Below are 26,770 nucleotides of genomic sequence, written 5' to 3'. Positions count from 1 at the left end.
AAGGGGAGTAGCATGACACAGGATCGAGGGATGGTGCGTCCGGATCATTTCAAGCTGGGCACCTTTGCAACCAACTGTTCGGGCGGCATGTCCGTCACCACGGTTCCCGAGCGCTGGAACGCAAGCTGGGAAAACAATCTCAGGCTGGCGAAGATGCTCGACGAAGCAGGCATAGACTTCATGCTGCCGATCGCCCGCTGGATCGGCTACGGCGGCGAGACCGACTTCCACGGCTCGGTGCTGGAAACGATGACCTGGGCCTCGGCCCTGCTCGCTTCGACTCGTAACATCACCGTCTTCGCCACGATCCATACGGCGGTGAACCACCCCGTCGTCATCGCCAAGCAGATCGCCACGATCGACCGCATCAGCGGCGGGCGCGCAGGGCTCAACATCGTCGCCGGCTGGAACGAGCCCGAATACCGCGCGCTCGGCCTGAAGCTCGCCGCCGATCACGAGACGCGCTACGAATATGCGCAGGAATGGTTCGACGTGGTGCAGGCCCTGTGGTCGCGCGAAGGGCGCTTCGATTGGGAGGGCAAGCACTTCCAGCTCGAACAGATCCACTCCGATCCCAAGCCCGTCGTCGCCCGCCCGCCGATCATCAACGCCGCCGGGTCTGCGCAGGGACGCGACTTCGCGGTGCGCAACGCCGACTTCCTGTTCACCCCGGCGATCGACCTGTCGCGCTCGGCGGCCGAAGTCGCCGAGCTGCACAAGGCCGCCGCCGAACAGAACCGCAGCGTCGAGGTGCTAACCTTCAGCCATGTCGTCTGCCGCCCGACCGAGGCGGAGGCGAAGGACTACGTCGCACACTTCACCGGCGACGCTCTCGATTCGGTGGCGCTCGACAACCTCGTGAACCTGCAGTTCGCGCATGCGCAGTCGTTCCCGCACGATCTGCTGGCGCTGATCCGTGATCGCATGGGCATGGGCCACGGCGGCGTCCCGCTCATCGGCACGCCCGAACAGGTGGCCGAGGGCCTGATCGGTCTGCACCGCGCCGGGTTCGGCGGCACCACCCTCTCGTTCGTCGATTACGCCCAAGAGTTCCCCTACTTCCGCGACACCGTGCTGCCGCTGCTGGAGGCGGAAGGCATCCGCACGCCTGCCGCCAAGACCGCTGTGCCCGCGTGAACACCAACTGGGACGCCATCGTCGTCGGCAGCGGGATCAACTCGCTGGTCTGCGCGGCACAACTGACGGCGAAGGGCCGCCGCGTGCTCGTTCTGGAGCGCGCGGCGGTGGCGGGCGGCTGCATCCGCACCGAGGAGGCGACCGTGCCGGGATTCCGGCACGACCTGTTCTCGATGTCCTATCCGCTGTTCGTGACGACGCCGTTCTACCCGCAGCTGGCGCCGAAGCTGGAAGCGCATGGCGTTCGCATGGTCCAGGCGGAAATCCCGACCGGCGTGCTGCTGCCCGATGGCCGCTCGCTGCTGCTGCGCCGATCGCGCGAAGTGAACGTCGCGGCATTCGACGCGGCGCATCCGGGAGATGGCGCGGCTCATGCGCGCGCGATGGCGGGCGTAGAGGAACAGGCACCGCTGCTGTTCGGCCTGCTGGGCAATGAACCGCGCTCGTTCGATACCGCCAGCCTGCTGGGCAGGACGCTGCTGAAACAGGGCGTCGACCAGCTCAGCGCGTTCGGTGCCGATTCGCTGAAATCCGCACGCGACTGGCTGGAAGCGCGGTTCGGTTCGGACCTCGTCCATGCGCTGATCGCGCCGTGGGTGCTGCATGTCGGCCTCGGCCCGGAAAGCGCAGCCTCGGCGATGATGGCGCGGGTAGTCATGTTCACGCTGGAAGCGGCGGGCCTGCCCTTCGTCGAAGGCGGCAGCGACCGTATCGTGGCCGGCTTCCGCGCGATCATCGAAGGCGGCGGCGGCGCGCTGCTGACCGATGCCGATGTGGAGGAAGTCACGGTCGAACGTGGCCGTGCGACGGGCGTGCGCCTCGCCGATGGCCGCACCTTCACTTCCCGGCGCGGGGTGGCCTGCAACGTCACGCCGACGCAGCTCTACCAGCGCCTGCTCCCGGCCGAGCACGTCCCGCCCGCGACGGCTGAGCGCGCCGCCGACTACCGCTACGGCCGTGCCTGCATGCAGATCCACATCGCTTTGTTCGAGCCGCCCGCGTGGACCGATCCGGACCTCGGCAAAGTCGGCCTGCTGCACCTGACGCCCGGCATGGACGGCGTCTCGCGCGCGGTGAATGAAGCCGACCGTGGGCTGCTTCCCGCCGAGGCCACCATCGTCGTCGGCCAGCCCGCCCACGCCGATCCCTCGCGCTGCCCGCCGGGCACCTCGATGCTGTGGGTCCAGCTACAGGAACTGCCGCGCACGATCCGGGGCGATGCCGCCGGAGAGATCGCTGTGCCTGCCGACGGCCGCTGGAACGACGAGGTGGCGCAGGCCTATGCGCGGCGGATCATCGCCCGCATCACCGCGCATGTGCCCAATCTCGAACGCGCGACGCTGGGCATGCGCGTCCTCGGCCCACATGACCTTGAGGCGGCGAACGTCAACCTCGTCGGCGGCGATCCCTATTCGGGCGTCTGCTCCATCGACCAGTTCCATCTGTTCCGCCCCTTTGCGGGGACTCGAAACCATGCAACGCCGATCAAGCGCCTGTTCCACATCGGCGCATCCACCCATCCCGGTCCAGGTCTGGGCGGTGTTTCAGGATATCACGCGGCGATGGAAATAGGATAACGGCTCGTGCCGTAGATCCAGCGATGGCATCGCGAAGTTTGTCGCCCGCATAGCCGCCATCGGCAAAAACATGGCGCAACCAGGGGAAGCCGCTGCCGCACGGCCTTGAGGACATCGACCGCGCCATCGCGGTCCTGAATATCGGCGGTATGCACGAGAATGAAGACGAGGAAGCCGCAGGTGTCGGTCAGGATGTGCCGCTTGCGGCCCTTGATCTTCCTGCCCGCGTCATAGCCGCAAGGGCCGTGGACCGACTGGCTGTCGACCACACCGGCACTTGGGCTTGCCTCACGTCCTTCGATCTCGCGCAGGTTCATGACCAGCACCGTGTTCATCGCCTCGAGCAGGCCAGCGTTGCGCCAGCCGTAGAAATAGCGCTGGACCGTCGAGACCGGCGGGAAGCATTTGGGCAGAAGCCGCCAGGCGCAACCGCTCGCCGCGATGTAGAGCAAGGCGTTCAGGACTTCGCGCATGTCCGTTGTCCGGCGTCGACCTCCCCGCTTGGCCATAGGGATGAACGGCGCCGCTAACGTCCACTCCCGGTCGGTCGTATCGCTGGAATAGCGCAGTCCTTTTCGGCTATGCGCCTGCCGGGCAATACCAGTCCATGCCATCATTCACTCCATCTCTCGCAGGACGGCGTGAATCACAACATGGTGGTATTGCTCAACAACTTGTGGGTCGGGCTCTTAACCGGAAAGGCTCTGGACTTCTTCAATGCGGCAATGGAGCAGCATCTCGTATAAAAAGTGCTCGCGAAGCTCGCTTCCGACCAGTGTAAGCCGAATGGCCAGTTCGCCGTTGACACCCGACATGGGCGAGGCGGGCGAACTGATCTAGCGAGACGCCGATGAGAATTTTCCGGGATTTGAATAGCCCAGCATTGCTGCAACATGCTTCACGGTCAGCCACACACAGAACGCGAGGCCAGTGCTGCCATACAGTGCACGCGTAAATCCGCTGCTGTCGAAGCCTGCAACCTGAGTGAGTTGAGAACGGACAGGTCATTGGCGGGCCGGTCCTTCACAAAGGTCAGTACCCGTTCGTAGCGAATGTCGGACGACGGGCGGGCCTTTCGGCAGATCGGCCGAATGCCGCACAATTCCGAGAGGCGGTGCAGGACCAGCGGCGATCCCGCGTCGAAGAAGGCCGTCGATGCATGGCGTTCGGAATCGTCATCAGGTTTTCGCAGGCGTATTCGCCGAAAGCGCTAATGTTCCCGCGAAGCAGTTGGGAGTCCAGACTGGCTGGGGTTTGAGCCCGTCAGCCGCAGATGGCCGTTCGAACGCGCACTGGAGGGGAACTGCTCCGGGGCTTGCTCGGACCGGGCTTTCGTTCAGGTCGTTCGCAACCGCCACAAAACGTTCACCAGCGCGCGATACCTCCTGCCGCTATCACGCGGCATCCCGGGGGAAACATTCATGAAAATAGGCATTTACGCATCTTCTCTGCTTGCAGGAACAGCATTGTGCGGTGCACCCTCAATTGTCTTTGCGGACGAGATGGATGCCGACGCGAACCAGATCGTGGTGACCACCCAGAAGGTGGAGCAGCGTGCCCTTGACGTGCCGATCACGCTTTCGGTCCAGAGCGGCGAGCGCATGCGCGAGCTTGGCGTGACCGACATCGGTGAACTGTCGAACTACGTGCCCGGCCTCAATGTGCAGGTGCAGAGCGCCAACAACCCCGGCTTCGTGATCCGCGGCATCACTTCGGACAGCGGCTCGGCGCAGCAGGGGCCGCGCGTGACGCTGTACTACAACGGCATCGACATCTCGCGCTCGCGCGGGGCCTATCAGGGCGTCTACGATCTCGACCGTGTCGAAGTGGCCAAGGGGCCGCAGGCGACGCTGTTCGGCACCGCCGCGACGATCGGCGCGATCAGCTTCGTATCGGCCAAGCCGGAAGCGGGCACGTCCGCCGCGCTGACCGGGGCTTACGGCAACCTCGATGCCAAGCGCTTGGAAGGCTTCGTCAACCTCGGCAACGACGTGCTGGCGGTTCGCGTCGCAGGGCAGTGGAAGAAGCGCGACGGCTATATCGAGAACCTCGCGCCGGGACAGGACGACCTTTATGCGCAGGACCAGCTCGGCCTGCGCGGATCGCTGCGCTATACGCCGACCAGCGACTTCACCGCCGACCTCGTGCTGACCTATGACCGCCAGCGCAATTCGGGCACGCCGTTCCTGTCGAAGAACCTGGGCTCCACCTCGGTGGATGGGCTTTACGATGCTGCCTACCTCGGTGGCTCGCCGTACTCCAAGGAGATCCTCGGCGCCGACAAGCTGGGCCTGACGCGCGACGTCTACGACGCCAACTTGACGCTGAACTGGGACTTCGCCGATGGCTGGAACTTCACCACCGTCAACGGCTACCGCGATTTCGACGCCCTCGAAGTGTTCGACGCCGACGGTTCGGCCGCGTGGTATCTCGAATTCGCCGAGCGCGCGAAGGGCTGGCAGGCGAGCCATGAAAGCCGCTTCACTTACAGCGACGACCAGTGGCGCGCCTCGTTCGGCTGGAACTACTTCATTGAGGATTCCTACCAGTACGTGCCGATGTCCTCGGAAGTGGGCACGTACCTGCAGTGCAGCGCCAACCTGATCCCGGGGCTGGGCTGCGTCGCGGCGAACAACTCGGTGCCTGCCGCCAGCGCCACGTCGCTGCTGACCCGCGGCGCCTTTACCGCCGTTCCCTACTCCAGCTGGTATCGCAACGAGGGCCGTAACCAGACCTGGTCGATGTTCGGCGACGTGACGTGGAAGCCTGCGCCCGATCTGGAAGTGACCGCAGGCGCGCGCGTGCTGATCGAGAAGCGTCGGTCGGGCTACGCCGCCTACCAGCCCAATGCGCCGGTCTACGGCCAGCCGCTGCTACCGATGTTCGACACCGCCGGGCAGACTTTCCACGCCCGCAAGTCCTACGCCGCCGTGCTGCCGCGCGTGAACGTGCTCTATCACCTGACGCCTTCGCTAAATCTTTACGTGACGGTCTCGGAAGGCCGCCGCTCTCCGGTGGTGCAGCTGTCCTCGGCGGCGGGCGGTGTGCCCGCGCTCAGCCTCATCAAGTCCGAGACGGTGTGGAACTACGAGGCCGGCATCAAGGGCACAGTCGGCATGTTCTCGGGCTCGCTGGGCGTCTATTACGACAAGTACGACAACTTCCAGGTCTCGGTCATCGAGAACGGTCGCGCGGTGACCCGCAGCGCCGGCACCGCCTCCAACCTCGGCGTCGAGGCCGAGCTGGAAGCGCGCCTGACCCCGTGGCTGAGCGCCTTTGGCAACGTCGGCTTCATCAGTGGCGGCATCGACGACAAGGCGGCGAACGGAGCCTATGCAGGCGACCAGTTCCGCCTCCAGTCCAAGTGGCAATGGGCGGCGGGCTTCAACCTCAACGCCCCGCTGACCGAGACGGTGAGCCTGTTCGCGACGCCCAGCGTCACGTACCGCAGCAAGATCTACTTCGAGATCCCCAACAGCGAACTCATCAGCCAGGACCCGGTAACGCTGGTCAACTTGCGTGCGGGCGTCTCGCTGATGGACGGCAAGTTCCAGGTCGCCGGCTATGCGCGTAACCTGACCGACAAGAAGTACCTGCTCGACGCGGGCAATACCGGCGGCTCGTTCGGCTACCCGACGTTCATCCCTGCCGAGCCGCGCACATACGGCATCGAACTCACCGCCCGCTACTGACGCACAAAGAACAGGACAGACCCATGACTCTCGTTCTCGACCGCCGCCTGCTGCTCAAGGCGGGCACTTTCGGCCTTGCCGCGCTGTCCACGCCCGGCGTCGCGCAAATCCTCACCGCGCGCGGGTTCACCCACGGCGTCGCCAGTGGAGAGCCGGCCGCGCATTCGGTGCTGCTGTGGACCCGCTACGTCGGCAGCGGCGAGACGAAGCTGCGCTGCGAGGTTTCCGAAGACGAAACCTTCCGCAAGGTGGCCGGCGGCGGCGAGATCGTCGCCTCGCCCGCGCATGACAATTGCGCCAAGCTGACCGTCACCGGCCTTTCGCCCGGCAAGTGGTACTTCTACCGTTTCATCGCGCCCGACGGCACGAAGAGCGAGGTCGGCCGCACCCGCACGCTGCCGGTGGGCGAGGTCGACCGCTTCGGCGTGGCGCTGTTCTCGTGCGCCAACCTGCCGTTCGGCTGGTTCAACGCCTATGCCCATGCCGCCGCGCGCAAGGACCTCGATCTGATCGTCCATGTCGGCGATTACTACTACGAGTACGATTACGGCCACTATCCGGACAAGCCGATGCCGGGCCGTTCGATCGAGCCGCTGAACGAGACGGTCACGCTCGCCGACTACCGCCTGCGCCTTGCCAGCTATCGCCTCGATCCCGACTTGCGCGCGCTGCATCGCAATTTCCCGATGGTGGCGCAGTGGGACGATCACGAAAGCGCCAACGATTCCTACAAGGACGGCGCCGAGAACCACTCGCCGGACACCGAGGGCGCGTGGTCGGTGCGCAAGGCGGCGTCCGAAAAGGCTTACCGCGAATGGATGCCGGTGTCGGACAAGCCTTACGAAAGCTATCAGATCGGCTCGCTCGCCACGATGTTCCGGCCCGAAACACGCTTGACCGGACGGAGGCAGCAGCTCGACATCGGTGCCGCGATCAAGGGCAAGGGCGATCTGATGAAGGCCCTTGCCGAGTTCCGCGACGGCCCGTGGATGGCTGCCGACCGCACCTTGATGGGCGCGGCGCAGGAAGGCCGTCTCTACGCCGACATGGCCGCCTCAGCCAAGGCCGGGACGCGCTGGCAGGTGCTGGCGCAGCAGGTGGTGATGGGTTCGCTCAAGGCCCCGCCGCAGATCGCGCAGCTGGCCACCAGCGGCGGCGATCCCAAGGTCGCGGCGGCGTTGATGGCGATCGCTGCGGCGTCGAAGGCGGGCCTGCCGTTCAACATGGATTCGTGGGATGGCTACCCCGCCGCGCGCGAACGCCTTCTTCGCGCCGCGCGCGAGGCGGACTGCAACCTCGTCGTCCTGTCCGGCGACAGCCACAATGCCTGGGGCAACGACTTGTCCGTCGATGGGCGCCCGGTCGGCGTCGAGTACGCGGGCCAGTCGGTCACCTCGCCGGGCTACGAGGAATACCTGCCCGCCGTGCCGCCGGCCGATCTGGGCAAGGCGATGCAGTCCGCCAACCCGGGTCTTGCCTTCGTCGACACCAGTCGGCGCGGCTACGTCTCGATGCAGATCACGCCCGAGGCGGTGAAGGGCGAGTGGCACTTCATGCCCACGATCGCGCAGCACACCACGGCGGGGGTCACCACCGAGGGCCTGTCGGTCAAGTGGGGCGAACGTCGCTTCAGTGCCTAGCGACCCTGGCCAGCTGTTATCGAGCAGCCGTTGAAGGGCGGCACAGGTCGAATGCGGTCACAGCCCGTCGGCCAGTGCTGCATTCGCGCGATCTGCCGATTGATCGACGTTGATGCCGGCCGCCTTGCGTTCCGAGTAGCGGTCTACCAGTTGGAATGCATGTGGGCGCATGAGGACGGTGATCCGCACCAACTCCTCCATTACGTCGACGATCCTGTCATAGTAACTGGACGGCTTCATGCGGCCAGCCTCATCGAACTCCGTATAGGCCATTGCCACCGACGACTGATTGGGAATCGTGAACATCCGCATCCAGCGACCGAGGAGGCGCAGCGTGTTGACCGCGTTGAACGACTGCGATCCGCCGGACACCTGCATCACGGCGAGGGTGCGGCCCTGCGTGGGCCGCATGCCCTTCATCTCCAGCGGCAGATGGTCGATCTGGGCCTTCATGATGCCGGTGATCTGGCCATGCCGCTCGGGGCTGCACCATACTTGACCTTCCGACCACATCGAGAGTTCGCGCAGTTCGTGCACGGCGGGATGGTCGTCGCCAGCCACCTGATCCGGCAGCGGCAGATCTGACGGATCGAAGATGCGCGTCTCCGCACCGAAGAACCGAAGCAGGCGCGCCGCTTCCTCGACCGCCAGGCGAGAGAAGGACCGATCCCGAAGCGATCCGTAGAGCAGGAGTATACGCGGCGGTGGCTGATCGTCGCCAAGGCCGAGCGCCGGGCGTGCGATCGCATAGGCGGCATCGAGTGCGGGAAGATGGCCGGGATCAGGCAGGACGCGGATACGGTTCATGCGGGTTCCTCTCGTAAGGCTGCCGGGAAGATGATCCCGCTGGCAAGGTGGGCGGCGACCGCGCCGACGATCTGCGCGGCAACGAAGGCCGGTACGCATGACGGGGCGATCCCGGCGAAGCTGTCGCTCAGCGATCGAGCGACGGTGATGGCCGGATTTGCGAAACTGGTGGACGATGTGAACCAGTAGGCTGCTACGATGTAGATGGCGACGCTGACCGGAAGATTGTCCGGACGCATCCGTGCGGTCCCGAGGATCGTCAAGACCAGCCCGAAGGTCGCGACAGCCTCGCTGACCCATTGTCCTTGGCCATCGCGGAGCTTCGTGGACAATTGAAGGACTGGCAGATCGAACATCAGGTGGGCCAGCCACACGCCGAGGATACCGCCTGTCAGTTGCGCCGCGACATAGGCCAGTGCCGCGTCAGTGCGGATATGCCCGCGCAGACGCATGACGAGCGTGACGGCGGGGTTCATGTGCGCGCCAGACACCGGGCCGAGCATCGTGATCAGCACGAACAGCATCGCGCCGGTCGCCAGTGTATTGCCCAGAAGCGCGATGGCGGCGTTCCCGCCGGCCAGGCGCTCCGCCATGATCCCCGAGCCGATCACGGTCGCAAACAGCAGAAGGCTGCCAAGCCCCTCGACGAGAACGGCGCGGGGGATCACGCCTGGATGCGATTGCCGGCGGTGTCCACGACCTGCTCGCCATCCTCCTTGGCGAAGGCACCACGCTGCTGCGTGGGCAGGATGTCCAGCACTGCCTCGGACGGGCGGCACAATTTTACACCCAGGGGCGTCACGACCAGCGGCCGGTTGATGAGGGCCGGGTGTGTTATCATCGCGTCGATCAGGGCATCGTCGGTCAGCGCCGCATCATCGAGGCCAAGCACGGCATAGGGCGTACCCTTCTGGCGCAGGAGGTCGCGCGGCGGCATGCCGGCACGATCGATCAACTGGACGAGAAGCGCACGTGCCGGAGGTGTTTTCAGATATTCGATGATGTGCGGCTCGATGCCGGCGTTGCGGATCATGGCGAGTGTGTTGCGTGACGTCCCGCATTCAGGGTTATGGTAGATGACGATGTCGGTCACAGCGCTGATCCTTCAGCAGCAGGTGAGTTCGGCAAGCAGCGGCTCGCACAGATCGGCACGGCCTCCGCAGCAGTCCTTGGCGAGAAACAGCATGAGGCCGCGTAGGGAATCGATGCTGGCTCGTTGGATTTGTTGACGCCCGCGCTTTTCGGAAACGACCACCCCTGCCTTCACGAGGACGGCCAGATGGGTGGAGAACGTACTCTGGCTTAACCCACTGTCCTCGACCAATTGCCCGGTAGAAAGCCCCTCGGGTTCATGTTGAACCAGAAGTTTGAAGGTCGACAGACGAGTCGGATGCGCAAGAGCCGTGAGGATCGAGAGGGCTGTGCCGGTTTCCATTAATCGGAATTATCCGATGGAATTGTCGTGGTCAACAACCTATCGCATAATGCCGATAGGTTTCGTGCGCTTGGTCGCCAGGCTCGCCGCATTGGCAAGGCTGCTCCAGCGCAGCCCGCCGATCAGAGCGCACAATGCTACCCAGAACAGCAGGTATGCAAGGCCACTAGCGGGATCGCGAGGATCGTCCCTGCCGCAACGCCCGAAGTAGCGGCCGCAACGGCGAAAGGTACACCAGTCGCTCCCCAGAGCAGCGCGAGGCGCAGCAACGTGCGGCGTCGCCACCAGGCCGCGCCGCCGTGCGGCCAGCGTTCGCCGGCGCCCGGCCTTGCGCTCGCCCGAGGTCAGATCGTGAGCGAACAACAGGGCAAGAAACACCAGCACGAAGGGGGAATCGAAGCGGCCGGACAGTGCCGGTTCCGGGTTGAAGGTATCGCTATTGTAGATTTGCGCTTCGAGACATCACGCATCTCCCGCGCCGCGAACGCGAGCGGCGATGGTACGTCCCGGGATGGGTGGAAGGCGTCAAGCCGCTGGTCCCAGGCGCGTTCCTGCAGACCGGCTGCGGTGAAGACACCGGCGATCGCCTTATGGTCCTGCTTCCCGCCGGAAAGCGCCAGCAGATACTGTGCGTTCTCCACGGCACTCAAGTGTTCCTAGAGCGCGACGTTTTCGGGCAGGCAGGCGACCTGGCGGCGGGCGGTATCGTCGGCGCGCTTGCCGGAGGGCAGGGCGCGGAACTCGGCCGTCGGCGTGGGGGCCGGGCCGGGGTGCTGGCCCTCAACCTGACGATGGGTGCGGTGACGGCGACGATCGGGGTGATCGCGATCGCGCTCAACGTCCCCAACGAGATACGCGGGCTGGCGCTGGGCACGAACGTCTTCGTCTCGGCGGTATTCGGCGTCGCGACCGCGCCGTCCGCCATCGCCCTGCTCAGCCAGGCGCTGGGCGGCGAAGCGATGCTGGGGCAGGCGATCGCGGGCGTCAGCTTTCCCAGTTCGCTGCTGGCGGCGTTCTTCTTTCTGCTTGCCATGCGCGGCGCGCGGCGGACCGGGATCGTGGGGGCGACGGCATGAGCAAGCTCACGCTGCACGTAGCTACCGACCCGATGACCTTCAGGCAGCCGCTGCGCATCGCCGGCCATGTCTTCACCGGCATCCCCGCCGTACGGGTCAGGCTGGAAGGCGGTGGTATCGCCGGGCGCGGCGAGGCGAGCGGGGTCTACTACACCGGCGATACGCTCGATCACATGCAGTCCGAGCTGGAAGCCTACCGCCCCTTGATCGAGGACGGCCCCAGCCGCGAGGAACTGCGCCGGGCGATGCCTGCGGGCGGCGCGGGCATTCCCATCGCGGCGGACGAAAGCCTGCTGGGACTGGAGGACATCGCGGGACTGGTCGGCCGGTTCCAGGTTGCCAACATCAAGCTCGACAAGTGCGGAGGCCTGACCGAAGCGCTGGACATGGAGGCGTTCGCGCGCAAGCTGGGGCTGGGCGTGATGGTCGGCAACATGGCGGGGTCCAGCCTTGCCGCGGCTCCGGCGTTTCTGCTCGGTCAGCTATGTGACTTCGTGGACCTCGACGGTCCGGCCTTCATCGCTGCGGATTTGCCCGAGCCTGTGTCCTATCGTGACGGACGCATTCATTGCCCGCCGAACCTCTGGGGCGCGGCGTGGGGGAGCGTGACTGCCTGACTTCGGCGGGGACGGCTTCATGCCGCCCCCGGAAACGCGCGGTTCAGCCTAGCTGCACGCCTGCACCCAGCCATGCCGATCCGGCCGATCGCCGCGCTGCAGCGCGGTGAGTTCGTCGCGGAGCGCCCCCCTGGACGTGCTTTGCGGCCTTGTTTCCTGCGATTGCGCCGATGACCATGCCAAACATGGGAATTCTCCTTGTGTGCGTTATGCAAGAGACCGGCCGAGAATGGTTCCGCGCGCGATGTTTTCCGGGTAATTCGGTCACCGAATGAGTTTCACATATCCACAGACTGTGGACAAAGCGGCCTCAAGGCGCGTTCAGCGTGAGTATGCGACTTTGAACGCGGTTTCGGCTGTTCCATGGTGGAAGGCCGCGAAGCTCGAAAGCAACGTAGCTTTGCGAACCATAGACATCGACAGGACGAACTTCTCATGAACAACAGCGATCTCGCCGACGCCATCGCCAACGATCACGGCATTACCAAAACCGACGCCCGCAAGATTGTCGACGCCGTGTTCGAGGCGATCGGCAGCGCGGCGGCCAAGGGTGAGGAAGTCTCGCTCAACGGCTTTGGCAAGTTCAAGGTGAAGGACAGCCCTGAGCGTGAAGGCCGCAACCCCGCTACCGGCGAGGCAATGACCATCAAGGCTTCGAAGAAGCTGACCTTCACGGTCGCCAAGGCGGTCAAGGACAAGCTCAACGGCTGATGCAATACGGTGGCGGCATCGCGCCTATTGCCGGCGTCGCCACCATGCATAATTTCCCTGACCAGTTCCCGAGGCCGAGCGGCATGATCGTACGGATAACAGTGGGCAGCAACGCTGATCTTCTTGAATGGTCGGCTCTGCGCACGTCGCTCTGGCCAGATGGCTCGGAAGCGGAGCACCAGGAAGACGTGGTTCAGCTAATGGCGGAGCCGCAGCCTTTCATTGGCTTCCTAGCGCGCGATAAGCACGGCGCGCTTGTCGGATTTGCGGAAGCCGCGATGCGCGTCGATTACGTCAACGGCTGCGAAACTTCACCGGTCGCGTTCCTTGAGGGGCTGTATGTCGTGGAAGAATGCCGGCGACAAGGCATCGGGCGCGGCTTGGTGGACGCCGTGGAAGCTTGGGCTCGCAGCATGGGCTGCGCTGAACTCGCCTCGGATGCCATGTTGGACAACACCGTGTCGCATGCAATGCACGCAGCGCTGAAATTCGAGGAAACCGAGCGAGTGGTGTATTTTCGCAAGGTCCTGACGCCGATGCCGCTGTTAAGCTGAACTGCTCCAGATGAAGCTTCGGATGTCGATTGACACCTTTTTCCGCAGCTTGTTCACCGTGTTATCAACAGGCCGTACATCTATGGGGCATGCCGGGCAGATCGGGCATTGATGCTGATCGGCCGCCGCCAATCCGACGATAGGAGTATCTGCTGGCTAATCGTCTCATAGGAGTACGCGCCGTTGACGCATTGTCGTACTCGGGCGTGCCTCAGATCGAGGTGTTCGCTATATTTACCCTTGAAAAGCACTGCAACCGCGTCGATCCATGACAAATTGCCATAAAGGCAATAGCTCAACGTCGTCGTTATAAATCCGAGAGGGGCAAATCGATGCCTGACACCGAACCGACTTCCGATATTGCTGCACTCACCGTTCAACTTCTGAGCGCGTATCTCGCCAACAATACGGTCAGTGCCGATGATCTTGCCGGGCTCATTCGCTCGACACGGGCCGCTCTGGTCGAAGACAGCACCCCTGAACAAGCAGAACCCGAAGCACCTATCTTCACGCCCGCGGTTTCAGTGCGCAAGAGCCTGGCGTCGGCGGATCACATTCTCAGCCTCATCGACGGCAAACCTTACAAAACGCTCAAACGTCACCTGGCGAGCAACGGCCTCACCCCGGAACAATACCGTGAACGCTACAACCTGTCCTCGACCTATCCTATGGTCGCGCCGTCATTCGCGGCGCGGCGCCGCGAGATCGCCGAAAAAATCGGATTGGGCAGCCGCAAGGCAGTCGCTGAAAGTTTAGCGCCGGAACGCACTGGTTCGGTCGATGAAAGCGTTGAACTGAGCCCGTCAAGTGAACCCGCATCAGCACCAGGAAAGCCCAAGCGTACGGCAAAGTCGAAGTTTACAGCAGCGCCAGAACAGCGCAAAGCTGCTCCAGCAACTGATGTGCGGCAAGCACCCGCTTCTTCGGTCGCCGCCCCTTCTGCCAAGCCCGTGAAGGAGGCAGCGAAGGCTGCTCCGGCAATGCCAAAGCGGCGCAACGCAAAAAAGGCTGGCAAAGCTCTCGCGGATTCCCCGTCTGCCGCGGCTGAAACGGGAGCCATCCCAGCGGTCGAGATACCTTCGAACACTGCTGAGCCGGAGACCGCCGCGCCAAAGGTCGAAACCGCTGCTGTTGCCTCTGCCGAAACGGGGAAGCCAGAAAAGGCCGCGACCGGCGCCAAGACGCGGAGGAAGCAGCCGGTAAAGCGTATGGCACGGACACCTCAGCCGGCGAGAGGGTCTGCTGCCTCAATTCCAGTGGTGGAAGAAACTGCCGAAGTGGTCGAAAAGCCGAAGCGCCGGCGCAAGCTCGGCCTATTCGGGAACGAGGCCGCTGAGGCAACCACTGCGGTTGAAACGACCGTACCCGCTGTCGCGGAGGCTAAACCGCGCCGTAAGCGTCAGGCCACTAAGGCCAAGTAAAGCTGTCGGACCCACCACTCTGCCGCGACAGGCGGCAGAGTGGGATGGGGAGGTTGGCGTTCCCTACCAGACAGCTTCGCACTACCGACGATCCAATGGTAGTTCCTGGTCGCCAACCCATAACGCCGAACCGAAGCCGTTATCCATTCTCGCCACCACGCGCTCCTTTAGATCTGACGAAGCGGCGCGCCTTGCAGGGGCATTGGCCTTCGATACAACACCGTAACCTCGTCATGTGCCGAGAACGTTCCTATCTGTCTGGGGCATGTGAAGCTGATCGAAGGAACGCCTGAGAATGCCCCAGCAGTTGAAGATCGATTTCGTGTCCGATGTGGCCTGTCCCTGGTGCGTCATCGGACTGAAGGGCCTGGAAGCCGCCCTTGAGCGGCTCGAGGGAGAAGTCACTGCCGAGATCCATTTCCAGCCGTTCGAACTGAATCCGAACATGGGGAGCGAGGGGCAAAACCTGCGTGAGCACATTGCCCAGAAGTACGGATCCACGCCCGAACAGTCGGCCGCGAGCAGGGCGGTGCTTCAGGAGCGCGCCGCAAGCGTCGGCTTCACAATTGCGATGAACGACGAGAGCCGCATCTACAATACGTTCGACGCGCATAGGCTGCTGCATTGGGCGGGAGAACAGGGCCGCCAATCCGAACTCAAGCACGCGCTGTTCGAGGCGTACTTCACTCAGGGCGCCAATATCTCGCGCCATGAAGTGCTGCTGGACGTAGTCGCGCGCGCAGGCCTCGATACGTTGCGCGCGGCGGAAATCCTCTGCGGAGACGAATTCGCTTCGGCAGTCCGTGATGACGAGGAACTCTGGCGCTCGCGGGGGATCTCGAGCGTCCCGGCGATCGTCATCGACGAGAAGTACCTTGTGTCGGGCGGCCAGCCAGTCGAGGTGTTCGAGGACGTGTTGAAAAAGATTGCCGCAGAACGGGTTGCAGTCACTCAGTAGCCCCGGACGGCACCTTGATGCAGGCCGATGTCGTTATCTCTGCGGCTTTGGCATGGCTGGCTCCGTCCGGGTGAAGTCGATGAAGGCCCTGAGCGGAGGGGGAAGCTGGCGGCGGCCGGAGTAATAGAGCATCGGCCCCGAGAACGGCTCGTCCCATTCGTCGAGAATCCTTCCAGGGCTCCTGACTGCACGACCGGAGCAAGCCAGTCCTCGAACAGCCGTATGATTCCGAGGCCCGCGATCGCCGTCTCGACCAACAGGTCGCACGCCGATCCGGGCTGGATCAGCACAGGGCCAGGCGGGTCGAGGCGGATCACTTCGTCGCCGCGCTCAAACTCCCAGGTGGCCCGCGCGCCACTGGAGAAGCGCAGGCGTAGGCAGGCGTGGTCGAGGAGGTCGCGGGGATGCGTAGGGCGGCCATGGGCGTCCAGATAGGCGGGAGCCGCCGCCGTGATTATCCTCTGCGACCGTGGCCCGATCGGTACGGCAATCATGTCCTGCTCCAGCCGTTCCTCGTAGCGGATGGGCTGGCGGGGGCGACGCTCTTAATACCGTGCGCACTATCGCGGTCTTCCAGTCAGCCCGTGCTGGCCGCGCGAGTGAGCCTGGTCGCATCAGAAGGTCGTGGCGGTCCTGAAGCCGAGCAGAACTGCGGTTCGCTGGCTCGAATTGCCGCCGGGATGGACGATCACCTGCGCATCGGGTTCAAGCAACAGGCCCGGCATCACGTTGATGGCGTAGAATCCCTCCACGCCATATTCCCGCCCGCGCACCGGCGTGTCCGTGCCGGTGGCGGCGCGGATGATCTTGTCCTGATTGGTAATGCGATCGTTGATGTGCGCCGTGCCGAAGGCGAGGCCGATCTTGTCCTTCGGGCGCGCCTTGAAGATGCCCGAGTATTCCAGCCCCATGCCCAGCGCATTGCTGTTGAGCGCACTCTGGCTGCTGAACTCCGAGGCGTGGAAGAGGGCGGACAGGGCATGTGACCCATCGTCGCGCGCGGCGGTCAATTGCTGCTCCGCGCCGAAATAAACACCGAGCTCGGTATCGCGCATGAGCGGCGTGCCGCCCTGCAGAACCAGGCGCTGATGCTGGGTGTTGAGCACGGGATCGACCTGGTGCGAATTGCTGAAGAAGCCGCCCAAGATATACCTTCCCTGCAACGTCCCGCCGATCTTGGGCTTGTAATCGAGTTCGACGGGCACGGAGACGCCGTTCGCGCCGCTGAATCCGACGTAGAAATCGCGGTTCGTGGCGAGATTTTTCGGGTTGAAGCTGTAGATAGCGGTCTTGAGCGACCAGCCCGCGCCAAAGTCATAGACCAGCCGCGCACCCCATTGCGAGGCCGGGGTGACGACCCAGCTGTTGTTGGCGACGCGGATATTCTCGCCCAGGCAGCTATAGCCGTTGACGAAGTCGCACTGGCCGATGTCGAAATCCTCGTCCATCAGCATCCTGCCAACTTTAACGTCCACGCGTCCCAGGGCGACCTGGTAGGAAAACTGGCTGACCCGCCACAGTTCGCCGCGCCCCTGGATCGCCATAGGGTTGACCAGCGCGTTCACGCCCGACGCCGTGTTGAAGGCCTGGCCATAACGTCGGGTCAGCAGGACCCTGAAGGTGCCAGGCAACGATCCGGTAAGCGAGTGAAGGTCGGCAACGGCGCCGATGTTGAACTGTCCGGCGGTGACGAACCGTTGCCGTGATCCCCCACGGACATTGTCGAGGCTTTGAGTGGTGTTGGCGAGGATCGGCGTGATTCCGATGTCGACGAGCTTGTGCCGCAACCCGAACCAGTCACCGAGCAAATGCGGGGTGTCGGGCGTTTTCCCGTTCGCGGCATCATGTTCCGTAGCCGGTGGCAGGTGGTGCGCGGTCGAATTATCGGCGCCCGCCGCATTGTCCGAGCCGTCTGGGATAGGGCCGTTCGATTGCTCTACGAGCATGCGATCCGCTGTGACGGGCGGTATCGCTGCGACATAGTGGACGATCGTAAGTGGCTGAACAGGAAGGGAGAACATGGCGGATACTGCAAACTCGGGTTACCTCAGACCGCTTGTTGCGAACCGAGGGTTGCCAATTTATGGAACCGGTTCCATACACATTTGGTCACGATTATCGAGTCCTTTCCCATGACCTCTTCTTCACGTTCGGCCCCAGGCAGCCGCTGGCCACGCCGAATCCTTAGCGTGTTGCTGCTACTGTTCTCGCTCCCCCTTCTCGTCGGCGGCCTGTGGCTGATAGGCCTCGGGGGGTCCTTCTATTATGCCATTGCCGGAGCGCTGTTCCTGGGTTGTTCCGCGCTGCTCTGGCTGGGACGGACCCGCAATGCCATGTGGCTTTATTGCCTACTCGCGCTCGGTTCGATCCTTTGGTGCTATTCCGAAGTCGGGTTCGACTGGTGGCAGATCACTCCGCGCCTGGGCGTGATCGGCATCCTGGCGGCCGCGTTGCTGGTGATCCCGTCGATTTCGCGCGGGGTCCGCACCCCGCTGGTCGCGACGGTGGTGATCGGCGCCGCCTACATGGGGATCGCGGTTGCGCAGGACCCGCACAGCTTCGAAGGCGATCTCACCGCCAACCAAAGCCAGGTCGATGCCGCGATGGCGGCGGTCCAGCCGGCGGGCGACTGGCGCGCCTATGGCCGTAGCCAGGGCGGCGATCGCTTCTCGCCGCTCGACCAGATCACGCCGGCCAATGTCGACAAGCTCAAGGTCGCCTGGCAGATCCACACCGGCGACGAAGTGCGTCCCAACGATCCCAAGGACGCCACCTTCGAGGATACGCCGCTGGCGGTGAACGGCACCGTCTATCTGTGTTCGACGCACCAGAAGGTGATCGCCGTTGACGGCGCCACCGGCCATGTCCGCTGGCAGTTCGATCCCAAGGTCTTCGGCAACAAGACCTTCCAGCACATGACCTGCCGCGGCGTCTCCTATCACGAGACCCCCGCCAACGCGCTCGACAGCCAGGGCAAGCCGGCCCCGGCCGAATGCGCCGCGCGTATCTATCTGCCGACCAACGACGCCCGCCTGATCGCGCTCGACGCCAAGACCGGCCAGGTCTGCAAGGGGTTCGGCACCAACGGCACCGTCGATCTGAACAAGGACATGGGCATGTCCAAGGTCGGCTTCTACGAGCCGACATCGCCGCCGATCGTTTCCGATCACGTCCTCGTCCTGGGCGGATCGATCACCGACAACTATTCCAGCAATGAACCCTCGGGCGTGATCCGCGGCTACGACGTCTACACCGGCCGGCTGGTCTGGGCGTGGGATTCGGGCGCGATCGACGAGAATCACCTGCCCGGCAAGGGCGAGAGCTTCAAGACCAACTCGCCCAACGCCTGGGCACCGCTCGCCTTCGACGCAAAGGCGGGGCTGGTCTACCTGCCGATGGGCGTGAGCACCCCCGACGTATGGGGTGGCAACCGTTCGCCGTCCGTGGAGCGCTACAGCAGCTCAATCGTCGCGCTCAACGTCAACACCGGGCATCGCGTCTGGTCGTACCAGACCGTTCACCACGATCTGTGGGACATGGACATTCCCGCCCAGCCCTCGCTCGTCGATCTGCGTCGGAATGGAAAGGTCGTCCCGGCGCTCTTTGCCCCCACCAAGAGCGGCGACATCTTCGTGCTGAACCGCCTGACCGGCAAGCTGCTGGTCGATGCGCCCGAAACGGCGGTCCCGCAGGGCGGCGCTCCCGGCGAGCGTCTGTCGCCGACCCAGCCGTTCTCTCAGCTGAGCTTCCGCCCGAAGGCCCCGGTTACCGGCGCCGACATGTGGGGGGCGACGATGTTCGACCAGCTCGCCTGCCGGATTCAGTTCCACCAGCTGCGTTATGAAGGGCCGTTCACACCGCCGAGCACGCAAGGGACGCTCGTGTTCCCGGGCAACATCGGCATGTTCGAATGGGGCGGTGTCGCGATCGACCCCGAGCGCCAGATCATGGTCGGCAACCTGAACTACATGCCGTTCGTGTCCAAGCTGCTGCCGCGTGGCCCGCAAAATCCGTCCTATGCCACGCCGCAGCACCCGCCGGGACCGGAAGGCGGCCTGCAGCCGATGCTCGGCACGCCTTATGGCGTCGCGCATGGTCCGCTGTTCTCGCCGATCGGCCTGCCCTGCTTCCGTCCGCCCTGGGGCGCCGTGGTCGCGGTCGATCTGCGCACGATGAAAACCGCCTGGCAGGTCCGCAACGGCACCATCCGTGACAGCGCGCCGCTGCCGATCCCGCTGCGTCTGGGCGTGCCCAGCATCGGCGGACCGCTGATCACCCGTGGCCGCGTGATGTTCCTGACCAGCACGCTCGACCAGTACATCCGCGCATATGCGGTTGATAGCGGCAAGCTGTTGTGGGAGGACCGGCTCGGCGCCGGTGGCCAATCGACCCCGATGACGTACGGGGCCGGCGGGCGGCAATACGTGGTGACCGCGGATGGCGGACACGGTCCGCTCGGCACCAAGCACGGCGATCTGGTCACCGCCTATACCCTGAAGTAGGAAAAAGGATTATCGGAGCAATCCGATGACCAAGAAGAACGCCTCGAACACCGTCACCATCAACGACGTCGCCCGCCGCGCGGGGGTCGGCAAGGTAACGGTGTCGAGGCTTCTCAATTCCCCCTCGACAGTTGCGCCCGCCACGCGCGAGGCGATCAGGCGGGCGATCGAGGAACTGGGCTATCTGCCTTCCAGCGCAGCCCGGGCGCTTGCATCGAAGCGTAGCCACCTGATCGGAGCCGTAGTGCCTACGCTCGACAATCCGATCTTTGCCAATTGCCTGGACGGCTTGCAGAAGGAGGTGGCGGCCGCCGGATCGACGCTCCTGCTCGCGACCAGTAATTATGACGGTGTGCGGGAAGCGGAAGCGGCGCGGATACTCATCGAACGCGGCGCCGAGGCGATCATGCTCGTCGGTGCCGCGCGCGATCCTGCCCTTTATGCGTTGCTCGACCAGCAGGGCGTACCCTATTGCCTGACCTGGACCGCTGATCCGGATATCGACGCAAGCTGGGTCGGTTTCGACAATGCGGCGGCCAGCACCTCGGTCATCCGATATCTGTTCGAATTGGGCCATCGCCGTTTTGGCGCGATCGCCGGCGTTACCGCAGGTAACGATCGCGCCTTCGCCCGACTGCAGGCCCTCGTCGATTTCACGGCCGCGCATGGCTGTACGCTGGCCGTGAGCGAACAGCGCTATACGGTCGATCGCGGAGCGGTTGGCCTTTCCGAAATCCTCGCGGACCAGCCGACCGCGATCATTTGCGCCAACGACATTCTGGCGATCGGCGCGATGGCGGAGGCGCAACGGCTGGGATTTCGGGTTCCGGACGATATCTCGATCGCCGGCTTCGACGATATGGAAATCGCCGCCTGCATGAACCCGCCGCTGACGACGGTGCGGGTGAATGCCTCGGAAATAGGGCGGGCGGCCGCGCAAGCCCTGCTCGGTCAGATTGGCGGCGAGAGCAGATCCATGAAGCTGGTCGAAACCAACCTGATCGTCAGGGCATCTTCGGCGGCTCCACGCAGTTTACCGGATACGACGCTGGCATAGTCGCGCTCGAATATCCTGCCCGCCTTGCCCGAGCGGCTCTCCAACGCGGCCCGGCGGGAACTGGAAACATTGGGCGTCCGCGTGCTGACCGAGGTTCCCGTTACCGAAGTGACCGCCGATGCACCAAGAGCGGCGAACATATCCCGGCAGACCTCATGGTGTGGGGCGGCGGGGGTTCGCGCCACGCCGATCGCCGGCAAGCTCGGCACGTTGGAACTGACGCGCACGGGCCAGATCCTCACTACCCCTACGCTGCGGTCGGTCTCGGACCCGCGCGTTTTCGCGATCGGCGACTGTGCATCCTGCACGCTGCCGGGAAGCGAACGTCCTGGCTTCGGCCATTTTCCTGCCTCAAGCCTGAGGGGTAAATAGCGCCTTCAGGTCAGGGCGCTGGGCGTAGAAGGCCGCCAGTCGCTCTGCCCGACGGCCGGGTGTTCTGGCGGTGCCGATACGAAGGCCGAATAGCTTTAATAGTCCACGCAGTTGGTTGGCCATGGATGTCCGCGCGGTGATGAGCTGAGCACGGATGCGCAGCGCGGCCCGGGCGATATGCGTGGCCAACGCCACCATGTGGACTCGTTTGAACCAGCCGGTGCGTGCCAGCTGAGCAAGTCCCTCTGCGTCGTGGACATCGCTCTTGTTCACACGTGCAGATAGGACGCCCTTGGCGCGCCGCGCACATATACACTCCACCGCGACACCACGCTCGGCCAGTCCATGATAGAGAAAGGTCGATCGCGTTCGTGTTTCCAACACTACGCGCACGAGATCCGCGCAATGCCGGGGCAGCCACTTGGCCAAAACATCGGGATCGCTCGCGACAACATCGCATCGGAAAAACTTTACCATCGGCATCGACCACGCAGATATGCGTCGTCTTGTCACTCACATCTAATCCTGCATCGACATCGGGCACCCTCCTGCATTGAAGCGCCAAGGCGACTTCGTACCATGCACGAGGGTGGCTACGTGAATTATGCGGTGTCCTATGATCCGGCGTTCGCTCCCCGTCAGTCACGCATCAGCCCCAGCGTCAGACAGCAGCCTGATCCCAAAGCCGCATCAACGACGTAATCGCTGCGTCAATCTGCGATAAAGGTACGCCATCTCTGGCTTCGACTGACATACCGCTCAGGAAGGTGCTAAACATCCGTGCCATTGCGGCCGTGTCAGTACCGGGTGACAACTCTCCGTTCGTTTTGGCTCTCTCGACATGCCGTTCGATCCCTTGGCGGTTGCGTTGACGCTCCTGTACCAGGATCGCCTCGACCTGCCGATTTTCTGGCGAGCAATTGTTGGCGCCAAGCATGATCAAGCAGCCTGGGGGATGCGACTGCGCCGTTTGCATAGCGGCCGATTTGCGCAATGCCGTCTCGATCGCATTGCGCGGGGCGAGCGTATCGTCCTTGAGGCTTGCGGTCACTTGACCATAGGATCCGATATAACGGTCCACGACATCCTGGAACAGCGCCTCCTTGGACGTGAAAGCCGCATAGAAGCTGGCCGACGATAGCCCCCCCATGCTGGACCTGAGCTGCGACAAGGATGTCGGCTCATAACCTTGGGCCCAGAAAAGCGTCATGGCCGCATCGATGGCGGCGTCTCGGTCAAAAGTGCGTGGGCGTCCTGTGCGCGGCATGCAATCCTCATTTATGGACTGATCAATCTATAAATCATTGCCATTCGGCTGTCACCTGCGTAGTTATGGATCGATCAATCCATAAGTATGAAGGTTTCCATGCCGAACGAAGAATGCAACCGGGCAAGTGATCCCATGCCAGTTTCCGCACTTCTCGCGCTTGCGATGACTGGCTTCATCTGCATCGCCACCGAAACCTTGCCGGCTGGACTGCTGCCGCAAATATCCTCGAGCATGGACATTTCATCAGCGCTCGCGGGACAAACTGTTACCGCTTATGCGATCGGTTCGCTGATCGCTGCCATTCCGCTCAGCATTGCGACGCAGGGGTGGCGGCGGCGCAGCGTGTTGTTGCTGACGATTGTCGGTTTCCTCGTCTTCAATTCGATCACTGCACTCTCGCACGACGTTGTGCTCACGATGGCCGCCCGCTTCATGGCCGGCATGTCGGCGGGGTTGGCCTGGAGCCTGCTGGCGGGATATGCGCGCCGGATGGTTGCACCCGAACAACAGGGCCGAGCGATGGCGATTGCCATGGTTGGAACGCCTGTAGCCTTGTCACTCGGTGTTCCCTTCGGAACTTGGCTGGGTGCCGCAGTCGGCTGGCGTTCTGCTTTTGGTGTAATGTCACTGCTGACGATCGTGCTGATCCTGTGGGTGCTGGCGAAGGTTCCCGATTATCCCGGTCAGGCCCGCAGCGCGCGAATGCCGCTTTACCGCGTTCTCGCGACACCGGGGGTCCGTCCCGTCCTGGGCGTCGTCGTCAGTTGGATGCTCGCACACAACATCCTTTATACCTACGTGGCGCCGTTCGTGACGCCTGCTGGCCTGGCAGACCGTGTGGATCTCGTCCTGCTCACATTTGGCATGACCGCGTTGGCCGGAATATGGTTGACCGGGAAGCTGGTGGACCATTTCCTGCGGTCGACCGTGCTGGCGAGTCTTGCTTTGTTTGCACTGGTCACGGTGACACTTGTGCTGGGCGCTAGGTCCGTCATCGTCATCTACGCCTGCACTGCGATCTGGGGGCTGACTTTTGGCGGCGCGGCAACTTTGCTCCAGACCGCCCTCGCAGATGCTGCCGGCGACAGCGCGGACACGGCTCTGTCGATGAATGTCGTTGCCTGGAACGGTGCGATCGCAGCGGGAGGCCTTGCTGGCGGTTTTATGCTTCAGACTTGGGGTGTCGCAGCATTTCCCTGGGCCATGCTCGCGTTGACATGCGTTAGCTTCGTGGTTGCATGGTCATCACATGCGCACGGCTTTCTCACAGGAAGCCGCACGGGAGACATGACGGTCATAGGCCATTGATTTAACTCGGCTGCTTGGGTGGCGTGCCTCGACTTTCGGCCTCTCTTGCTTGAGCGAGCGAAGCTGCGGGAATGACAGCTTTAGCCTAGGTCGTGAACTGAATGGCCACTCTTGCCGTAACAGGCCATGTCGATATGCTGTACCTTCTGAAAGTCTGCGAAGACACGAGGAATCCTGACTGCACCGCTTTCAAGCGTGGTCCTCACAACCGACGGCGCATCGAAGTAGACGACCTCAATTTCGTGGTTAGCCATATTTTTACATTGCGAATGAATTGGCCCGCGGGCGCCAAGTGGGTTGGCGAGCAGCAATCCTGTCAGGAGCGGAATGCGCACCCGCAAGGCAGGAACTGTCATAGAGCGATTGTGATTCCCCTCGGCGCTGCGCAGTTCAGGCAACCCTTAAACGAGGTGGAATCGCTCGTGCGCCCCGGCTGCTCCCAGAGGTAAGTTGTGATTTGCCAATGTTTGGCCATCGACCTTTATTGGGCGGTGGCCCTCGACCTATAAGGCGCATGACACAGGGAGCGCCCAGGCCGGTATGGTGCTTCGCAACCCGTGTATATTAGCTGGCACGCGAGGAACCTGTCGATGCGTATTCTCTTGGCCGAGGACGATCCCCAGGCGGCCGAATTTGTCGCGCGTGGGCTTCGCGATCTCGGTCATAGCGTCACCGTGGCCGCAGACGGCCGTGATGCGCTCCAGATAACCCAGTTGCACGACCACGATGTCCTCGTGCTGGATAGGATGATGCCCGTACACGACGGGATACAGGTCTTGCGAGCCTTGCGTAGCGCGCAGGTGCATGTTCCCGTGCTGCTGCTTACCGCACTGGGCCGCATAGAAGACCGGGTCGAAGGACTGGAAGCGGGCGCGGATGACTATCTTGTCAAGCCGTTCGCGTTTGCGGAACTGGCTGCGCGCGTCCAGGCGCTGGGTCGCCGCAGTTCAAACGCCGGTGGTAGCACGACCCAACTCATGTGGGGGGTACTTCGGATGGATTTGCTCAGGCGCGAGGTGACTTGCAGCGGCGAGCGGATAGCGCTCCAACCACGCGAATTCGCCCTGCTTGAAGAACTGATACGGGGCGGTGGCAAGACCATTACCCGGACCATGCTGCTGGAAACGGTCTGGGAATTCCATTTCGACCCGCGGACCAACATTGTCGAGACGCACATGAGCCGGCTGCGCGGCAAACTTGCGGAAGGCGGCGCGAAAGACATCATCGAGACCGTTCGCGGAGTCGGCTACCGGATGCGCGCGGTGTGATCCGCTGGCACAAGAGCGCGACACTGCGCATGGCGCTCGCCTACACAGCCTGTCTCACCCTGGGTGTCATGGGGCTGTGGGGCGGCGCCTTCTGGACCATGCGCCACGCCTTTCAGCAACAACTCGACGTGGATCTCGACGACGAGGCCGACCGTCTCCTTGCCGAATTCCGCAAGGGCAGCACACCGGCGCTGGTCGGAGCGGTCGGCTCCCGCGTTCGGCTGAACACCAGCGACGAGCTGATCTACGCGCTCTACGACCGGAAAGGGGAGGAAATCGCGGGAAACCTGCCCCATCCACGCCCCCGTCCGGGCAAATACACGATGCAGTTCGAGGACCGCGACGAGGGGCTGGATACGATCCGTGTCGTGGCGCGCGACGTGCCCGGTGGCCTGTTGCTTCTTGTCGCGGCCGACAGCGAGCGGATGGACCGGATCGACCGGAGGATGGAGACGTCGTTCGTCGGGGCATTGCTGGGCGTTCTGGCGCTGGGGCTTCTGGGCGCCTTTCTGTTTGCCCGACTGTTGCATGACAAGCTCGGGCGAATTGCCTTGCAAGCCTATGCCGTCGCCGACGGTGCCGTATCCGCGCGCATGCCGGTCAGTGACAGGGGGGACGAATTCGACCATCTGGCGGCAAGCCTCAACCATATGCTTGCGCGCATCGAGGCTCTGATCGCAAATCTCCGTCTGGTCTCCGGCGCGCTGGCGCACGATCTGCGCACGCCGCTCACCCGGCTGCGCCAGCGCATCGAGGATGCGGCCGACGCATGCCAGGAGGGGCGTGTGCAGGATGAACTCGACCGGGCGACGCGGGAGGTGGAGGATGTGCTCGGCCTGTTCGGCGCTATTCTCCAGTTGAGCGAGGTGGAGGGCGGCGGCGCGTTGCAGATGCAGCCCTTTGATGTGGCCGAACTCGCAGACAGGGTTGCCGAGACGTACGAACCGGCATTCGCCGAAGACGGAAGGCGCCTTGGCTGGCTGGTGGAGCCGGGGATGAACATCGTCGGCTCGTCGAGCCTGATCGCGCAAAGTCTTTCCAACCTTCTCGAGAATGCGAGCCGTCACACGCCTGTCGGCAGTGAGGTCGAGATCACCCTGGCTTCGGGAAATGGCGAAGTGCTGCTGTCCGTACGTGACAATGGTGCGGGAATCGATTCCGCGGACCGCGCGCGGGCGCTTGAACGTTTCGTGAGGCTCGACGCCGCAAGATCGACGCCCGGCTTCGGACTGGGGCTGCCGCTGGTCGATGCCGTGGCTCGGCGCCACGGTGGCTGGCTCGAACTGGCGGACGCTCGGCCCGGCCTGCGCGCCACGATGCATCTGCCCTGCCGAGGTGTGAGTAATGGGGCCTGACCCTGGGCGGGTG

The 26,770-nt window shown here is 63.6% G+C and carries 25 protein-coding genes and 1 pseudogene; 16 read left to right on the top strand and 10 right to left on the bottom strand.

The window, feature by feature from the left end; genetic code table 11:
- Positions 1–12 precede the first annotated feature (12 nt).
- Both LH128_RS02120 and LH128_RS02115 read left to right on the top strand, forming a co-directional pair.
- Positions 13–1,137: an LLM class flavin-dependent oxidoreductase gene (locus LH128_RS02120; protein WP_037517153.1), complete on the top strand. Its 1,125-nt coding sequence runs from the start codon at positions 13–15 to the stop codon at positions 1,135–1,137.
- Positions 1,134–2,714, top strand: coding sequence for a phytoene desaturase family protein (locus LH128_RS02115; RefSeq protein ID WP_008827923.1), 1,581 nt, complete (start codon positions 1,134–1,136; stop codon positions 2,712–2,714). Before LH128_RS02120 ends, LH128_RS02115 begins: the two co-directional genes overlap by 4 nt.
- Positions 2,715–2,735: 21 nt before the next feature.
- On the opposite strand, the pseudogene LH128_RS02110 reads toward LH128_RS02115, so the two are convergent.
- Positions 2,736–3,328, bottom strand: a pseudogene (locus tag LH128_RS02110) (IS5 family transposase); the annotation flags it as partial.
- Between the two features lie 888 nt (positions 3,329–4,216).
- Here LH128_RS02110 and LH128_RS02105 point away from each other — a divergent pair.
- Together LH128_RS02105 and LH128_RS02100 are read left to right on the top strand one after the other, a co-directional pair.
- Positions 4,217–6,406 carry a TonB-dependent receptor gene (locus LH128_RS02105; RefSeq protein WP_008827921.1) on the top strand — a complete coding sequence of 730 codons (2,190 nt, stop codon included), beginning with the start codon at positions 4,217–4,219 and terminating at the stop codon, positions 6,404–6,406.
- Positions 6,407–6,429: 23 nt separating this feature from the next.
- Entirely contained in the window at positions 6,430–8,046 is a 1,617-nt protein-coding gene (locus tag LH128_RS02100) for an alkaline phosphatase D family protein (protein WP_008827920.1), read from the top strand.
- 57 nt (positions 8,047–8,103) lie between these two features.
- Here the strand turns inward: LH128_RS02100 and arsH are convergent, their stop codons facing one another.
- The 5 genes from arsH to LH128_RS34270 are packed head-to-tail and all read right to left on the bottom strand — an operon-like array spanning position 8,104 to position 10,651.
- Positions 8,104–8,853: an arsenical resistance protein ArsH gene (gene arsH / locus LH128_RS02095; RefSeq protein WP_008827919.1), complete on the bottom strand. Its 750-nt coding sequence runs from the start codon at positions 8,851–8,853 to the stop codon at positions 8,104–8,106.
- Positions 8,850–9,521 (bottom strand): aquaporin, encoded by a 672-nt coding sequence (locus LH128_RS02090; RefSeq protein ID WP_008827918.1) that lies wholly within the window; start codon positions 9,519–9,521, stop codon positions 8,850–8,852. The genes arsH and LH128_RS02090 overlap by 4 nt, the downstream gene beginning before the upstream one ends.
- Entirely contained in the window at positions 9,518–9,946 is a 429-nt protein-coding gene (arsC, locus tag LH128_RS02085; protein WP_008827917.1) for an arsenate reductase (glutaredoxin), read from the bottom strand. The genes LH128_RS02090 and arsC overlap by 4 nt, the downstream gene beginning before the upstream one ends.
- 12 nt (positions 9,947–9,958) lie before the next feature.
- Complete coding sequence (locus LH128_RS02080; RefSeq protein ID WP_008827916.1) at positions 9,959–10,288, bottom strand: ArsR/SmtB family transcription factor; 330 nt, start codon at positions 10,286–10,288, stop codon at positions 9,959–9,961.
- A gap of 39 nt (positions 10,289–10,327) precedes the next feature.
- Complete coding sequence (locus LH128_RS34270; protein ID WP_327195023.1) at positions 10,328–10,651, bottom strand: hypothetical protein; 324 nt, start codon at positions 10,649–10,651, stop codon at positions 10,328–10,330.
- 152 nt (positions 10,652–10,803) lie between these two features.
- Here LH128_RS34270 and LH128_RS02070 point away from each other — a divergent pair, with 152 nt between their 5' ends.
- From LH128_RS02070 to LH128_RS02050, 6 genes are all read left to right on the top strand, one after another.
- Entirely contained in the window at positions 10,804–11,364 is a 561-nt protein-coding gene (locus LH128_RS02070) for a hypothetical protein (RefSeq protein WP_008827915.1), read from the top strand.
- Positions 11,361–11,981 (top strand): enolase C-terminal domain-like protein, encoded by a 621-nt coding sequence (locus LH128_RS02065; RefSeq protein ID WP_008827914.1) that lies wholly within the window; start codon positions 11,361–11,363, stop codon positions 11,979–11,981. The genes LH128_RS02070 and LH128_RS02065 overlap by 4 nt, the downstream gene beginning before the upstream one ends.
- A 435-nt stretch (positions 11,982–12,416) precedes the next feature.
- The gene (locus LH128_RS02060) at positions 12,417–12,692 is read left to right on the top strand and encodes an HU family DNA-binding protein (protein ID WP_008827913.1); all 276 of its coding nucleotides are present in this window, start codon (positions 12,417–12,419) and stop codon (positions 12,690–12,692) included.
- 83 nt (positions 12,693–12,775) lie between these two features.
- The gene (aac(6'), locus tag LH128_RS02055) at positions 12,776–13,246 is read left to right on the top strand and encodes an aminoglycoside 6'-N-acetyltransferase (RefSeq protein WP_036530796.1); all 471 of its coding nucleotides are present in this window, start codon (positions 12,776–12,778) and stop codon (positions 13,244–13,246) included.
- 332 nt (positions 13,247–13,578) lie between these two features.
- A complete protein-coding gene (locus LH128_RS31805) occupies positions 13,579–14,667 on the top strand; it encodes a MucR family transcriptional regulator (protein ID WP_083910046.1) in 1,089 nt (362 codons plus the stop codon).
- 295 nt (positions 14,668–14,962) lie between these two features.
- Positions 14,963–15,625, top strand: a complete 663-nt coding sequence (locus tag LH128_RS02050; RefSeq protein WP_008827910.1) for a DsbA family oxidoreductase — start codon at positions 14,963–14,965, stop codon at positions 15,623–15,625.
- Positions 15,626–16,239: 614 nt separating this feature from the next.
- Here the strand turns inward: LH128_RS02050 and LH128_RS02040 are convergent.
- Positions 16,240–17,571: a carbohydrate porin gene (locus LH128_RS02040; protein ID WP_008827908.1), complete on the bottom strand. Its 1,332-nt coding sequence runs from the start codon at positions 17,569–17,571 to the stop codon at positions 16,240–16,242.
- 243 nt (positions 17,572–17,814) lie between these two features.
- Between LH128_RS02040 and LH128_RS02035 the strand changes: the two genes are divergently transcribed.
- From LH128_RS02035 to LH128_RS31800, 3 genes are read left to right on the top strand one after another with little or no spacing between them, the layout of a single operon-like run.
- Complete coding sequence (locus LH128_RS02035; RefSeq protein ID WP_008827907.1) at positions 17,815–20,127, top strand: membrane-bound PQQ-dependent dehydrogenase, glucose/quinate/shikimate family; 2,313 nt, start codon at positions 17,815–17,817, stop codon at positions 20,125–20,127.
- A 25-nt stretch (positions 20,128–20,152) separates the two neighbouring features.
- Positions 20,153–21,184, top strand: a complete 1,032-nt coding sequence (locus LH128_RS02030) for a LacI family DNA-binding transcriptional regulator (protein WP_008827906.1) — start codon at positions 20,153–20,155, stop codon at positions 21,182–21,184.
- Positions 21,185–21,196: 12 nt separating this feature from the next.
- Positions 21,197–21,556 carry an FAD-dependent oxidoreductase gene (locus tag LH128_RS31800; RefSeq protein WP_081799253.1) on the top strand — a complete coding sequence of 120 codons (360 nt, stop codon included), beginning with the start codon at positions 21,197–21,199 and terminating at the stop codon, positions 21,554–21,556.
- Here LH128_RS31800 and LH128_RS31175 read toward each other — a convergent pair.
- Positions 21,536–22,033, bottom strand: a complete 498-nt coding sequence (locus LH128_RS31175) for an IS110 family transposase (protein WP_172704884.1) — start codon at positions 22,031–22,033, stop codon at positions 21,536–21,538. The genes LH128_RS31800 and LH128_RS31175 overlap by 21 nt on opposite strands.
- 184 nt (positions 22,034–22,217) lie before the next feature.
- Entirely contained in the window at positions 22,218–22,823 is a 606-nt protein-coding gene (locus LH128_RS02020; protein WP_008827904.1) for a TetR/AcrR family transcriptional regulator, read from the bottom strand.
- 87 nt (positions 22,824–22,910) lie between these two features.
- Between LH128_RS02020 and LH128_RS02015 the strand changes: the two genes are divergently transcribed.
- Positions 22,911–24,134 carry an MFS transporter gene (locus LH128_RS02015; protein WP_008827903.1) on the top strand — a complete coding sequence of 408 codons (1,224 nt, stop codon included), beginning with the start codon at positions 22,911–22,913 and terminating at the stop codon, positions 24,132–24,134.
- Between the two features lie 80 nt (positions 24,135–24,214).
- Here LH128_RS02015 and LH128_RS33010 read toward each other — a convergent pair whose 3' ends face one another.
- Positions 24,215–24,490 (bottom strand): hypothetical protein, encoded by a 276-nt coding sequence (locus tag LH128_RS33010; RefSeq protein ID WP_327195022.1) that lies wholly within the window; start codon positions 24,488–24,490, stop codon positions 24,215–24,217.
- Between the two features lie 234 nt (positions 24,491–24,724).
- Between LH128_RS33010 and LH128_RS02010 the strand changes: the two genes are divergently transcribed.
- Both LH128_RS02010 and LH128_RS02005 read left to right on the top strand, forming a co-directional pair.
- On the top strand, positions 24,725–25,402 hold the full coding sequence (locus LH128_RS02010; RefSeq protein ID WP_008827902.1) for a response regulator transcription factor: 678 nt from the start codon (positions 24,725–24,727) through the stop codon (positions 25,400–25,402).
- A complete protein-coding gene (locus tag LH128_RS02005) occupies positions 25,399–26,757 on the top strand; it encodes a sensor histidine kinase (protein WP_008827901.1) in 1,359 nt (452 codons plus the stop codon). Before LH128_RS02010 ends, LH128_RS02005 begins: the two co-directional genes overlap by 4 nt.
- Positions 26,758–26,770 lie beyond the last annotated feature (13 nt).

The sequence above is a fragment of the Sphingomonas sp. LH128 genome, from assembly GCF_000293195.2.
Taxonomy (GTDB): domain Bacteria; phylum Pseudomonadota; class Alphaproteobacteria; order Sphingomonadales; family Sphingomonadaceae; genus Novosphingobium; species Novosphingobium resinovorum_A.
This window is presented reverse-complemented; position numbering and strand designations above follow the sequence as displayed.